Source organism: Pseudomonas acericola (SeqCode), assembly GCF_053456465.1.
Window position 1 is genome coordinate 196,271 of the sequence record NZ_JBRFJB010000008.1, and the last position, 13,453, is coordinate 209,723.

Genomic DNA, 13,453 nt, shown 5'->3' on the forward strand with positions numbered 1-13,453 from the left:
GCGACGAAGCGCTCAGTTCATAGCACTATGACACCGACGTGTAAGACGCTGCAAAAGCCCGATGTGGGCGCCTTGAGCCAGGTGTTTAACCGCTTACAAGCGGCAATTCTTGCCTGTTTGACAAGCCGTAGGGCAGCCTCTAGTGTTCTTTGGATCCAATTGGCGCCAGCCCATTTTAATAAGGAGGACAGCGTAGTCGTGACGCAGAAGCCGAACCCCTTGAGTAGCATCCGAGTCAGCGGGCCCATCCCCGCCCATCTAGCTCGTTCCGTGATTGAAGAAACCTTGCGCAATGCCATCCTCGACGGCCGCTTGCCCTGTGGCACTGCCATGCGCCAGCAAGAGCTGGCCAGCCTGTTCGGGGTCAGCCGCATGCCGGTGCGCGAAGCCTTGCGCCAGCTCGAAGCCCAATCATTGCTGCATGTGGTGACCCACAAAGGCGCCGTGGTTGCACCCTTGATCGAAGACAATTCGGCGGAAACCTACGCCCTGCGCATGTTGCTGGAGTCCGAAGCGCTGCGCCTGTCGATTCCGCTGCTCACCGAGGCCGACATCGCCGAGGCGGACGCCTGCATCAGTGCCCTGGAGCGGGAAAAGGACTACTCCGAGATGGGCCGCCTCAATCGTCTGTTCCACATGGCGCTGTATGGCAAGGCGCCCAACCAGCGGCTGCTGACGCTGGTTGAGCACGGTTTGAACGAGGAAGAACGCTTCCTGCGCTTCAACCTTGAAGCGATGGGCCTGGGCGAGACGTCCCAGGAAGACCACCGTGAACTGCTGAGCCTGGTGACGCAGAAGAAAGTCGATGAAAGCGTGCTGACGCTGCGCAATCACCTGACGCGCGGCATGGAGGTGATCACCACCTACCTGAACAGTCTTGAGGCTGCCAACAGGAAAGATGCACGTTAGTGCACTTCGGGCATTGCGGGGTAACCGTCCCATCCAGGAAACCCCGCGCGATTATAAAAACATTCCATTAAATAAAGCCTGCACTTGCCAGGGAAACGTCTCACTAACAACTCTACAAGTTACGCACACAGTAACTTTTCGAAAAAACATCTAATGCATTCATAAGCTCATCCAAACGTTTAATCAGCTTATTATCTTTTCAATAAATCCAATACTTCAATCGACTGCGCAAGCCCGTGCTTTTGCAGGCGCCCTGCGCATTCTGTTTAAGCATTACGGGTCTTATTTCATCTGTAAAAGCCATTACGGCTGTCAGAGCAGTCGCCGCAACTCATAGGCATCAACCATGTACCAACTTGTGTTAGAACAAAAAAAATCACTGATGTGCACTCATCCGTTATTTACCGAAATCAATTCACTTGGCAAGTTACAAGTATTTATGCAGAACCATGTGTTTGCCGTCTGGGACTTCATGACCCTGACCAAACGTCTGCAACAAGACCTGACATGCACACAGCTGCCCTGGCTCCCACCGACCAACTCCGAGGCCGCACGGCTGATCAATGAAATCGTGCTCAGCGAAGAGTCGGACGAGCACCTGGAGCGCGGTCATTGCAGTCATTTCGAGCTGTACCGGGATGCGATGGCAGAAGTAGGCGCCAGCACCCTCGCCATCGACACCTTCATCGCCCTGCAACGCCAAGGTGTGAACGCCACTGCCGCGTTGCAACAAATTGATGTCCTGCCGGGCTTGGTGCGCTTTGTCGCCAAGACCATGGATATCGCGCTGCATGCGCCGACGCACTGCGTGGCAGCGGCCTTCCTGCATGGTCGGGAGAGTGTTATCCCAGCCATGTTCGAACGCTTGCTCAAGGGCTGCGAAATCATCCAGCGTCGAGCCCCCACCCTGAGCCATTACCTCAATCGCCATATCGAACTGGACACCCACGACCACGGGCCAGGCGCCCAGCGCTTGCTGCAATGCCTCACCGGCACAGACCCCGAGCGCCAGCAGCAAGCTGCCGACATCGCCCTCGCGGCCGTGGACAGTCGCATCGCGCTCTGGGACGACGTGCGCGCCGCGTTGCAGAAGGTGCGCCCATGAATGTCAGTGATTACCACCGCGTGGCCGAAGACTGGGAGCGTCGCGCCACCGTCCGCACACGCCCGCGCCGCTTGCTGGAAGACGACGACAAGTTGGTCTATCCGCTGTCACGCCAACCGCTGGCGCTCAGCGCGACGTTTATTGAACAGTGCCCGCAATGGCGCGACTTTGTGTTGCTGCAGAGCTTCTACAAATTCATCAACGACGTGGTGATCTTCGAGACCGAGATCGTCGACAAGACCGCGCGCAGCATTGCCAAGAACCGCTTCCCGCTGCCCTTCCCTGCCACCGTCCGTTACGCCGCGATGACGGTGGTGGTGGATGAGGACTATCACGCCCTGGTCGCGCTGGACTTCCTGCAACAGACCGTGGACATGACCGGCATCCCACCGCTCGACCTGCCGCATCAGATCGAACTGAGCCGCGCCCTGCCGCTCGCGCTGGCCCAGACTCCAAAGCACCTGCACGATGCCGTGGAACTGATCGGCGTGGCCATTGCGGAAAATACCGTCACCCACGATGTGGCGGCATTCGCCAAAGACCACAGCGTGAAAGCATCCGTGCGCGGCTTGATGGCGGATCATCTGTGTGACGAGGGGCGTCATGCGCAGTTCTGGACACACCTGGTGCAGCATTATTGGCAAGCGGCAAGCGCGGCGGATCGCGACGCCATCGCCCACGTCCTACCCACGTTCCTGGCGCACTACCTGACCAACGACCTGCAACAGCGCTTTGACCTGCAATTGATCGAACACCTGAACGTCAACACGGCGGTCCGCCAGGCACTGAGAGATGAAGTCGAGGCACTGGTGTTTCCCATCACACGCCATCACCCGCTGGTCGGCAACATCATGGCCTTCCTGAACCGCAGCGGTTTGCTGCACACGCCCAGTGTGGCGCAGGCGCTGGGGGATTTTCTGCCCATCGCCGGGAGCACGTCATGAGGCGCCTGCACATCGGCTGGGTTGGCACCAGCAAAGCCTTGCAGGCCGTGCAGCAGTGGGTCGAACAATACGGTCATGGGACTGCGCATGAGGTGGCCGATCTGGTCATCGAAGATACCAGCCTGCCGCTACCAGCCCACCTGGCCCAAGTGCCCAGGATCAGCCTGCGCCTGGGGGTTGGCCCACTGACCGACCACGGCCTGCCCGCCTTGCAACTGCGCGCTTACGACCACCAACAACGGCTGCTAGCCACCCTGGAGACACCCGAGGAACCGAGCGGCAACGGCCAGCGCTTGCGTCAGCGGGCGACCGACACACTGGCGCAATGGGTGGCCCTGCACATCAGCGGCTTCGCCCGCGACCCAGGCTATTGGCCCAGCGAGGCCTGCGCCAACACGTGGCCTGAACAGGGCTTGCTGGGCCTGGACGCCATGGCGTTCCTGCATCGGTTCAATCGCACGGCTGACCCTCAACTGCTGCAAGCCGCCCAAGTGCCCATGATCGAACGCTTGCAGGCCAGCCTTCAGGCCTTCGCCGAGCGGCCGGCGTTGAACATCGCGGGCGATGTGCTGACTTATCGGCAATTGCACACTCAGGCGCTGGCGATCCAGCAACAACTACGACCGCTGCTGGGCAATCTTGCGGCACCCGCAGTGGTCGGTGTGTGCCTGGAGAAGTCCGCTGCGCTGTACGCCAGCGTTCTTGCGCTGCTGGGCTGCGGCGCGGTGTACCTGCCGTTGGCGCCGGAACATCCACCGCAACGCCAGCTCACGCTGCTGGAAAGCGCCGGGGCCTGCGTGTTGCTCGACAATGGTCGGCATCCGTTGCGCGAGCAATTTGTTGCGCTGGATGTCAGCGCCATCGACAAACAGGCCACCACGCCAGCATTGCTGCAACACAGACCCAGCCTGGATGCCCCCTGCATGGTGCTGTTCACCTCAGGCACCACCGGCCGGCCCAAGGGCATCAAGCTCAGCCAAGGCAACCTCGCGCATTTCACCGCATGGTTTGCCAGCTGCATGGCCCTGAGTGAAGACAGCCGCGTGCTGCAATTCGCCTCGCTGGGGTTCGATGCTTCGCTGATGGATATTTTCCCCAGCCTGATCGCCGGCGCACAGTTGATCGTGCCCAGCGAGGCGCAACGCTGTGATCCGCAGCAATTGGTCGCCCTGATCCGCCAGCAGCGCGTCACCCATGGGTTTCTGCCGCCGGCGCTGCTTAGCATCCTGCCGCCGGACCCGCCCTTGGGGGTGCAGCACTTGCTGACGGGCGGTGAACCCTGCGAACCCCATGTGATCGAGCGGTTGGCCGGCCAGTGCCAACTGCACAACCTCTACGGGCCCACCGAAGCTACGGTGCTGGTCACCCACCGGCGCCTGCAACCGGGTGACAGCAATTGCGCCCTGGGCCATCCCATCGCCAACAGCCAAGTGCTGATTCTCGACGACGACCTGCAACCGGTGGACGAACAGGTGATGGGGGAACTGTTTATCGTCGGTCCGGGGGTGAGCCTGGGGTATGTGGACGCCGTGCAACCGCTGGACAACCCGTTCGTGACCTTGGCATTGCCCGACGGCCAGACCTTGCAGGCGTATCGCAGTGGGGACATGGCGCAGTGGACAAGCGACGGCATCGTGCTCGGCGGGCGGCGTGACCGGCAGGTGAAGATTCGCGGGTTTCGCGTTGAGCCGCAGGAAGTGGAGCAGTGCCTGCGCGACAGTCGGCTGTACCGCCAGGTGGCCGTGGTGGTGGGGCCTGAGCACAGAATCCATGCCGTGGTCGCCCAGCCAGAGCCCGGTGCCACGCTAACGGCGCTCAAGCTGTACGCGCGCCAGCGGCTGCCGGACTACATGCAACCTGGCGTGTGGGCCGAGTTGCCGAACCTGCCGCGCGCCAGCAACGGCAAGGTCGATCGCCAGGCACTGCTGAGCTTGTCGGACCGAGAGATGTCGAGTGCCAGCGACCAGCCGGTGCAAACACCGCTTCAAGCACAGTTGGCAGACCTGTGGAGCGAGTTGTTGCGAGTGCCCGTGGCCGAGTTGTCTATCGACGATAGCTTCTTCAACCTCGGCGGGCACTCCATCTTGCTCTCGACGCTGCTGCTGCGTATCCGCGAGCGGTTTGGCCGCAGCCTCGCGTTGAACCGGTTCTTCGAAGCACCGACGATTCGCACACTCGCCTCACTGATGGCGGATGGCGTTCCCTCTACCGCGCCGTGCAACCAAGCAATTCGCGATGCCGAGCGGGCGCTGTCAATGCAGATGTTGGCCACGGACCGCGCGGGCGACTCGCGCAAGGTCATCGTGACGGGCGCCAATAGTTTTATCGGTGTGCATATCGTCGAGGCGCTGCTGGCCGGTGGGGCCACCCAGGTCGCGTGCCTGGTGCGCGAGTCACCCGGGCATTCGCCGCAGGACCGCTTTGCCCAGGCATTGGGCGAGTACCGCCTGGAACACCTCGACCTGAGCCGGGTGCAGGTGTACGCCGCCGATATCAGCCTGCCGCGCTTGGGCCTGGCCGATGAAGTGTACGAACACCTCGCGGGGGACTTCGGTGTGCTGGTGCACAACGCGGCGCGGGTCAACCACGTGTTGGACTATGCCACGCTGGCCCCGGACAACGTCGATCCGGTACTGGAATGCCTGCGCCTGTGTGAAACCTGCTGCAAGAAGGTCTTCAATTTCATCTCGACGCTGTCGGCGTGCAGCAGTATCGACGCCGCAGGGCACGTCCTCGAAGCACCTGCCGCGAGCAGCCTGCCGCTGTACATCAAGAACGGTTACAACCTGTCCAAATGGGTCGCCGAGCGGCTGATCGGGCGTGCGGTGGAACAAGGCGCCTGGGTGAATATCCTGCGTCCGGGCAATATCAGCTTCAACAGCCGCAGCGGGGTCTGTCAGCCGCAGAAGAACCGCCTGATGCTGATGCTCAAGGGCTCGTTGCAATTGGGTTTGATGCCACGCCTGGAGACGAACCACGACCTGATGCCGGTGGACTTTTTCGCGCAGTTTCTCGCTTTCCATTGTGGCCAGTGTGAACCCGGGTGCAACGTATTCAACCTGCACAATCCACAGCCACTGAGCTGGAATGACTACCTCGATGCGTTCAGCCAGGCAGGTTACCGGTTCGAGCGGGTCAGCGTGGCCTGCTGGCAACGCGCGCTGCAAACGGTAGGCCGCGACAACGCCTTGTTTGGCGTGTTGGGCTTTTACCTGGAAGGCCTGGGTGAAGACATCGGCGATACCGCGATGATCCATCACGCCAACGCGCGCCGGGGCGTGCGAAAAATGCGTGCGCACTACCCGGAAAAAACCCCGGCGTTGTTACGTCGGGGTTGCGACTACCTACAGGCCATCGGCTTTCTCTGAACCGCGCCAGGACATCTCCATGAAACCGCTGCAACCCGATACATTGATCCGCAACCCCGTTGGCGCACCGGTGGTGGCTTCGGTGGTAGCCGCCTGCGATGCGGCTCGGCTTTGGGCGTTGGTCGGTAATTTCGCAGGCTTTGATGCGTTTATCCCAGCGCTGTCGCACATCACCATGACCGGCGCTGGCATCGGCGCCTTGCGGACGAAATTTTTCCGCGATGGGCATTGCGCGGTCGAGCAACTCAACAGCCGGGACGACGATGCCATGTGCATGACCTGGACGACGCTCTACAACACGTTGGGAATTGCCAGGCTATGGGCGGCGATGCGTGTGGAGGCACTGGGCGAACACAGCGCCAGGGCCACGTGGACGATTGTTGCCGAGCCGGCAGAGGCGGCGCAGGCGGGGTTTGAACAGTTCATGCAGGCGTTTGCCGACAGTGCCCTGGACAACGTGCAGCGGATGCTCGACTAAGCGGCAGGAGCGAGAACACTCGCTCCTGCGCACGTCGTCAGATCTTGAAGCTGTCGACCAGTTGCTTCAAGCGGCTGGCCTGCTGGGACAACGCGTCGCAATCCTTCAACGTTTCGTTGAGGTTGGTAACGCCTTGCTGGTTCAGCAGGTTGATCTGGTTGATATCCACGTTGAGGGTTTCCACCACGGCGGTCTGCTCCTCTGTCGCGGCGGCAACCGATTGGTTCATGCCGTCGATCTCGACGATCCGCTGCGTCACGCTGATCAGGCGCTCACCGGCCTGGTTCGCCACTTCGACGCTTTCTTCGCTGGAGACCTGGCTGGCGTTCATGGTGGTCACCGCCTCACGCGAGCCCACTTGCAGCGAAGTGATCATCTTATGGATCTCTTCGGCCGACTCCTGAGTACGGTGCGCCAGGTTGCGCACCTCATCGGCCACCACGGCAAACCCACGCCCGGCTTCGCCGGCACGGGCCGCTTCGATCGCGGCATTGAGCGCGAGCAAGTTGGTCTGCTGAGAGATGCCTTTGATCACATCAAGAATATGGCCGATGTTGTCGGTGCTGGCATTCAGGGTTTCGATCTGCGTGCAGGACAGGCTGATTTTTTGCGACAGCTCAGACATCGCCAGGATGGTTTGCTCCACCACTTTGCGCCCATCGTCGGCCTGTTCGCTGGCACCGCTGGCGTGCTGCGAAGCATCCGCGGCGTTGCGGGCGATTTCCTGGGTGGCAGCCCCCAGTTCGTTGATCGCCGCCGCCACGCTGTTGGTGCGCGCGCTTTGCTCGTCGGAACCGATGATCGAGGCGTTGGAAGAGGCCATCACGCGCTGGGACAGGTCATGCACCTGGCGTGTGGCCGACGACACTTCGGAGATGGAGGCGTGGATACGCTCGACGAACTGGTTGAACGCGCTGCCAACCTCGCCAAACTCATCTTTGCTGGTCACGGCCAGGCGGCGGGTCAGGTCACCCTCGCCCTGGGCGATGTCTTGCATGGCCACGCCCATGGTGGTCAGCGGACGCAGCAGCACTTGGATCAGCAGGCTCAAGAGCACGGCGATCGCAACCACGGCAATCAGCATGGCAATCAACGCCGAGGTGCGGAATTTACCCAGCGGCGCGTAGGCTTTGTCTTTGTCGATCGACAGACCGATGTACCAATCGGCACCCGGCAAACCGCTGATCGGGGTAAACGACAGGATGCGGTCCTGGCCGTTGAGGACCACGTCCTGGTTGAGCTTTTCGATGCGCAATTGGGCGCCTGGGTAGATGTCCTTGAGGTTTTTCATCACCTGGTCCTGGTCCGGGCTGACGATCACTTGACCGTCACCGCTGACCAGGAACGCATGGCCGATGCCGCCAAAGTCCACCGAGTTGATGATCTTCACCAGGGTTTGCAGGCTCAGGTCACCGCCGACCACGCCGAGCAGTTCACCGTTTTTCTTCACCGGCATGGCGATGGTCACGATCTGCCCACCCACGGCGGCCATGTACGGCGGCGTCAACATGGGTTTGCCGGCAGCTACGGCCTGCTTGTACCAGGGGCGCTGACGCGGGTCATAGTCGTCGGGCATTTTGGCGTCAGGGCGCTGGGTGAATACGCCGTTGGTTTGGCCAACATAGGTGAACTGGAAGTTCGAGGTGAACGCCGGCTGATCGACCAACCCTGGAAGGTCCGCAGCACTGCCCTGGTGCGCGACGTTTTGCGCGAGGTTCTCGAGGACCAGGATGCGCCCACTAAGCCAGTTCTGCACACTGCTGGCGGTGAGCTCACCGGATTGCTGGATGGACGATTCGAGGTTTTGCTTGATGGTGCTGCGCTGAAGGTAGTCGTTGTAAAGCGTGAATAACGCGAAGGCTAGAACCACGACGCCTGACGCGGCCAACAGAATTTTATGACTGAACTTGAGATTCATTTCATCGACTTCTTTTTGCCAAAGGGGGGTTAGCGTGCCGAGCAGAGCATGGAGCCGGCCGCTCTATTTCGGTGCACGCATGGCTCGTCAGGCTTTCGGCCAAGCCTGGGCAAAACTTAGGAAATTGTGGGATGTATCTGATTTTTACGTAGGAAACCGACCAGCGGTTGTCGTACAAGGATCAGAGTTGCAAAATTTTTCGACCTCCCAAACAATGCGACTAATTATCATTTGTGACGTTTGGCTAGGTCTGTGTGAATGCCATCTTCTGAGTACATCCCGCGTGAAAGCGTTGTACAGACGCTTTACCTCACCCATCACAACTGGCTGAACACTTGGCTGCGTAGCCGCCTGGGCAACGCCTGCGATGCTGCGGACCTGGCGCAAGACACCTTTGTGCGCCTGTTACAGAAGACCGAACGCTTTGAGCTCAAGGCGCCTCGGGCGTTTTTGCGCACCATCGCCCGGGGCCTGGTGATTGACCACTGGCGCCGCGAGGAAATCGAACGGGCTTATCTGGAGTCCATCGCCCACCTACCCGAAGCATTGGCGCCCAGCGCTGAATCCCGTGCGTTGGTGCTGGAGTTGCTTGAAGAAATTGCCCGACTGCTTGAAGGGCTGAAGCCCAAGGTGCGTAAGGCATTTCTTTTGGCTCAGTGCGACGGGCTGGCGTACAAGCAGATCGCACAGCAGATGGGTGTATCGCTGCGCTCGGTCGAGCGTTACGTCGCCGAAGCGCTCTACCACTGTTATGTCCTGCGTTATGAAAGATGACACCCGTGGATAACGCGGTTCGCTTCGGCCCCAGCCCCGAGGTGGTCAAACAGGCTATCCACTGGATGCTGCGCTTGCGTAACAACCGCGCCAATCTGCGCCTGCACGCGCAATGTGAACACTGGCGAGAGGCCCACGGCGACCACGAATTGGCCTGGCAGCGGGTGCAGGCGTTGCAGCAGGAGCTGAACAGCCAGCTGACGACGATACCGGGGGCGCATAGGGCGCTGGAAAACAGCGCGCAGGGCCTGGGCCGGCGCCAGGCATTAAAGATGCTGTCTGGCGTGCTGGTAGTGGGCTCGGCGGCGTGGCTCAGCCGGGATCTCACCGGTTGGCAGCGCTGGACCGCAGACCTCGCTACCGCCACCGGCGAGCGCCGCAGCGTGCAGTTGCCGGATGGCACTCGTGTGCAACTCAACACCGACAGTGCAGTGGACCTGGACTTCAACACGCAGCAACGAATGATTACGTTGCTGCGTGGGGAAATTCTGGTGACATGCGGCACTGCTTCTTCGGCGCCCTTGTGGGTGCAGACACGCCATGGTTTGTTCGAAGGGATCGACGGGCGTTTCGCTGTGCGCCAGGCGAGTGACTGCACGCGGTTGAGTGTGGTCAGCGGCAATGTGGCCATCCACTCACCGCATCAGGCGAATGGGCTTTCGACGCAGGTTCATGCCGGAGAAAGCTATCTGGTGCGTCAGACGAGTGCCCTCCTCGCCCCGCCGTTGGATATGGACATTGGCGCTTGGGCGGACGGGTTGATCGTGACGCGGGATATGCGCCTTGCCGACTTCCTTGCGGAAGTCGGGCGTTATCGTCATGGCTACCTGGGCTGCTCGGCTGATATTGCCGAGTTGCGGCTATCGGGGGTTTTTCGCCTGGAGGACACCGACAAGTTGCTGGCGATCCTGCCGCAAACGTTGCCGGTTCGATTGCGCTACCGCAGCCGTTGGTGGGTAAGCCTGGAGCGATCGGCCTGAGTTTTTTTGGCGGCTTTTTTCCGTGAGTCCGGCTTAGACAGTAAGCCTTCTATCTGCCTTCACGGATCCTGACCATGACTGTGTGTTTCCCCCGTAACTCGTCCTACCCATTATTGAGCAAAGCCGTGCGTGCGGCGCTGCTGTCGACGGCGATGGGTATCGGTGCAGTGCCCCTGGCCGGCATGGCCGCGCAAACGGGCGCCGAGCAGACCCATCAACGCTACGAGATTCCTGCCGGCCCGCTGAGCGCGGTGCTCAACCAGTTTGCGCGACAGGCGGGGATCACGCTGTCCAGCACACCGGCGCACACCCAGGGCCGGCAATCGTCTGGGCTATACGGCGAATATTCCATCGAGCAGGGTTTGAATCACTTGCTCATCGGCTCAGGGTTGCAGGCTGTTTCCTCGGATGGCGTGGGCTTTGTAGTGCAGAAGGCACCAGAAGACAGCGCTCTTACCCTACCAACCACCGATATCAAAGGCTTTGCCCTGGGTAATGCCTTGGGCAGCATGGAAGGCTACAACGCGACTCACAGCCAGATTGCGACCAAGACCAGCACCGCCTTGCTGGAGACCTCGCAAACCGTCTCGGTGGTCACCCGCGAGCAGATGGACGACCAAGGTTCCCAGACCGTTGCTCAAGCCATGCGTTACACCCCGGGTGTGCTGACCAACCCCTATGGCGCGACGCATCGCTACGACTATGTGGCGATGCGCGGTTTCAACGACGGCTCGGTGGATAACATTTACCTGGATGGGCTCAAATCCATGGGGGATAGCGGCACCTACAGCACGATGCAGGTCGATCCGTATTTCCTGGAGCGGGTGGATATCCTCAAGGGACCGTCTTCAGTGCTGTATGGCCGCAGTTCGCCCGGCGGGCTGGTGGCGTTGACCAGCAAGAAGCCCTTGTTTGAGCCTTATCGTCAGGTTCAGACGACGCTGGGCAGTAACGGGCAACGGGGCATGGGTTTTGACTTCAGCGGGCCTGTAGATGACGACAAGCGTATTGCCTATCGGCTGACTGGGTTGGCGGATAAGTCCGACACTCAGTTCGACCACGCCAAGGAAAAACGCTTCGCACTGGCTCCGACAGTCAGCATCGACTTTACCGAAGACACTTCACTAACGCTGCAAGCCTATCTGCAACATGATCCTGACGGCGGCTATCACGGCGGCATGCCGGCGGATGGCGCATTGCACCAGCGCAACGGCCAGCGTATCTCCAGCCATTTTTTCGAGGGTGAGCCTGGGGTCGATGGCTACAAGCGTGATCAGCAGTCGTTTGGCTATCAATTCGAACATCGCTTCAATGACGTCTTCACTGCGCGGCAGAACTTTCGCTATCTGGACTCCAAGGTGCGACTGGATCAGGTGTATGCCTATGGCTGGACCAGCCCGACCAGTAGCGAGCTGAATCGCTACTACTCCGGGGGTGACGAGAAGCTGCATGCCTTCATCATCGACAACATGCTGCAAGCTGAGTTTTTTACCGGGGCGACCAAACACACTGTGCTGATGGGGGCGGATTACCAGCGACGTAAAACGGTGGTGGACTGGACCAGTGGGTCGTTGCAGCCAATCAACGCGTTCAACCCGGTGTATGGCAATTCGGCGATCAGCTATTACAACCCGACCAGCTACTTGCGACGGTTGGAGCAGACCGGCGTCTATCTACAAGACTTGATCGAAATGGATAAATGGCGGTTTTCCCTCGGGCTGCGTCAGGACTGGGTCGAGACGTCCGATGAAAATCGGATTGCTGAAGCGAACCGGCCAGCAGGCACCGAGATCAGTGATAAGCGCACCAAGCTGACTGGGCGCGCAGGTGCGTTATATCTGTTTGATAACGGCTTGGCGCCCTATGTGAGCTATTCAGAATCCTTCAATCCCAACTCCTATTCGGACAGCGCAGGCAACCCGCTGGCACCCACTGATGGGACGCAGTGGGAAGTGGGCTTGAAGTATCAGCCGCCAGGTACTGACAACCTGTTTACCGCATCGTGGTTTCGCATTGATCAGGAGAATCTGGCGACCAAACTGCCGCAGGAAAACTTCTATCGTGCTGTAGGTGCCGTTCGCTCCCAGGGGCTTGAGCTGGAAGCGCATATGCAACTGACGGATAACCTGAAGCTTTTGGGTAGCTATACGTTCACCGATATCGCGTATTCCAAGTCGATGGTGAGCACCTTGAGCACGGCCGACAATCTGATCGAGAACAAGGGCAACTCGCCGACGCAGGCGCCTCGTCATATGGCGTCGGTATGGGCGGATTACAAATTCAATAGCGGTGTATTGGACGGTTTACGGCTTGGAGGCGGGGTGCGATATGTCGGCTATAGCTGGGCGGATGCGGAGAATACGATGAAAGTCCCGGCCTATACGTTGCTTGATGCTTCGATCGGATATGACTTGGGCAAGGTTGGGTTGAAGGGTATGGATGTGCGGGTGAATGCCAACAACCTGACCAATGAGACGTATGTTGCGTCCTGTGCCAGCCTGAACTTCTGCTACCTGGGGGAGGAACGTAATGTGAGCGCAACGGTAAGTTATCAGTTCTGATTAGCTAGCGCTCGAATCCAGCCAGCGCCTGTGATTAGGCGCTGGCTTTTTTGTGCCTGTTAAACGACAAAACCCCTGTCTGGGTTAGCAGACAGGGGTTTCGGAATTCAATCTTGACGATGACCTACTCTCACATGGGGAAACCCCACACTACCATCGGCGATGCATCGTTTCACTGCTGAGTTCGGGATGGGATCAGGTGGTTCCAATGCTCTATGGTCGTCAAGAAATTCTGTGTACCGGACCGTTGCGCTAGCAACGTGCCGATGAAATTCATGGACTTCTACATAAACAAAACCCCATCTGCTTTCGCAAATGGGGTTTCGGAATTTAATCTTGACGATGACCTACTCTCACATGGGGAAACCCCACACTACCATCGGCGATGCATCGTTTCACTGCTGAGTTCGGGATGG

Annotated in this window: 9 protein-coding genes and 2 rRNA genes; 8 read left to right on the forward strand and 3 right to left on the reverse strand. The window is 59.8% G+C overall.

Going from position 1 to position 13,453, the window contains the following annotated elements:
- The first annotated feature begins 198 nt into the window (after positions 1-198).
- From ACU688_RS24365 to ACU688_RS24385, 5 genes are all read left to right on the forward strand, one after another.
- Complete coding sequence (locus ACU688_RS24365; protein ID WP_448186682.1) at positions 199-909, forward strand: GntR family transcriptional regulator; 711 nt, start codon at positions 199-201, stop codon at positions 907-909.
- Positions 910-1,255: 346 nt separating this feature from the next.
- Positions 1,256-2,014 carry a DUF3050 domain-containing protein gene (locus tag ACU688_RS24370; protein WP_448186683.1) on the forward strand — a complete coding sequence of 253 codons (759 nt, stop codon included), beginning with the start codon at positions 1,256-1,258 and terminating at the stop codon, positions 2,012-2,014.
- Positions 2,011-2,958, forward strand: coding sequence for a diiron oxygenase (locus ACU688_RS24375; protein ID WP_448186684.1), 948 nt, complete (start codon positions 2,011-2,013; stop codon positions 2,956-2,958). Before ACU688_RS24370 ends, ACU688_RS24375 begins: the two co-directional genes overlap by 4 nt.
- Positions 2,955-6,326 carry an amino acid adenylation domain-containing protein gene (locus ACU688_RS24380; protein ID WP_448186685.1) on the forward strand — a complete coding sequence of 1,124 codons (3,372 nt, stop codon included), beginning with the start codon at positions 2,955-2,957 and terminating at the stop codon, positions 6,324-6,326. Before ACU688_RS24375 ends, ACU688_RS24380 begins: the two co-directional genes overlap by 4 nt.
- A gap of 19 nt (positions 6,327-6,345) precedes the next feature.
- Entirely contained in the window at positions 6,346-6,804 is a 459-nt protein-coding gene (locus tag ACU688_RS24385; RefSeq protein WP_448186686.1) for an SRPBCC family protein, read from the forward strand.
- Between the two features lie 37 nt (positions 6,805-6,841).
- Here the strand turns inward: ACU688_RS24385 and ACU688_RS24390 are convergent, their stop codons facing one another.
- Positions 6,842-8,722 (reverse strand): methyl-accepting chemotaxis protein, encoded by a 1,881-nt coding sequence (locus tag ACU688_RS24390; protein WP_207040821.1) that lies wholly within the window; start codon positions 8,720-8,722, stop codon positions 6,842-6,844.
- Positions 8,723-8,980: 258 nt separating this feature from the next.
- Here ACU688_RS24390 and ACU688_RS24395 point away from each other — a divergent pair, with 258 nt between their 5' ends.
- The 3 genes from ACU688_RS24395 to ACU688_RS24405 all read left to right on the forward strand — a co-directional run bounded on the left by ACU688_RS24395 (position 8,981) and on the right by ACU688_RS24405 (position 13,037).
- Complete coding sequence (locus ACU688_RS24395) at positions 8,981-9,496, forward strand: sigma-70 family RNA polymerase sigma factor (RefSeq protein WP_448186687.1); 516 nt, start codon at positions 8,981-8,983, stop codon at positions 9,494-9,496.
- On the forward strand, positions 9,493-10,476 hold the full coding sequence (locus tag ACU688_RS24400) for a FecR domain-containing protein (protein ID WP_448186688.1): 984 nt from the start codon (positions 9,493-9,495) through the stop codon (positions 10,474-10,476). Before ACU688_RS24395 ends, ACU688_RS24400 begins: the two co-directional genes overlap by 4 nt.
- 74 nt (positions 10,477-10,550) lie before the next feature.
- The gene (locus ACU688_RS24405) at positions 10,551-13,037 is read left to right on the forward strand and encodes a TonB-dependent siderophore receptor (protein WP_448186689.1); all 2,487 of its coding nucleotides are present in this window, start codon (positions 10,551-10,553) and stop codon (positions 13,035-13,037) included.
- Positions 13,038-13,148: 111 nt separating this feature from the next.
- Here ACU688_RS24405 and rrf (ACU688_RS24410) read toward each other — a convergent pair.
- Both rrf (ACU688_RS24410) and rrf (ACU688_RS24415) read right to left on the reverse strand, forming a co-directional pair.
- Positions 13,149-13,264 (reverse strand): 5S ribosomal RNA (gene rrf, locus ACU688_RS24410).
- A gap of 107 nt (positions 13,265-13,371) precedes the next feature.
- Positions 13,372-13,453 (reverse strand): 5S ribosomal RNA (gene rrf / locus ACU688_RS24415); the annotation flags it as partial.

Excerpts from the sequence above, each read along its gene's own strand:
- ACU688_RS24375 (WP_448186684.1), top strand. The coding sequence starts at position 2,011 with ATGAATGTCAGTGATTACCACCGCGTGGCCGAAGACTGGGAGCGTCGC.
- ACU688_RS24405 (WP_448186689.1), top strand. The coding sequence starts at position 10,551 with ATGACTGTGTGTTTCCCCCGTAACTCGTCCTACCCATTATTGAGCAAA.
- ACU688_RS24385 (WP_448186686.1), top strand. The coding sequence starts at position 6,346 with ATGAAACCGCTGCAACCCGATACATTGATCCGCAACCCCGTTGGCGCA.
- ACU688_RS24370 (WP_448186683.1), top strand. The coding sequence starts at position 1,256 with ATGTACCAACTTGTGTTAGAACAAAAAAAATCACTGATGTGCACTCAT.
- ACU688_RS24395 (WP_448186687.1), top strand. The coding sequence starts at position 8,981 with ATGCCATCTTCTGAGTACATCCCGCGTGAAAGCGTTGTACAGACGCTT.
- ACU688_RS24380 (WP_448186685.1), top strand. The coding sequence starts at position 2,955 with ATGAGGCGCCTGCACATCGGCTGGGTTGGCACCAGCAAAGCCTTGCAG.
- ACU688_RS24390 (WP_207040821.1), bottom strand. The coding sequence starts at position 8,722 with ATGAATCTCAAGTTCAGTCATAAAATTCTGTTGGCCGCGTCAGGCGTC.
- ACU688_RS24400 (WP_448186688.1), top strand. The coding sequence starts at position 9,493 with ATGACACCCGTGGATAACGCGGTTCGCTTCGGCCCCAGCCCCGAGGTG.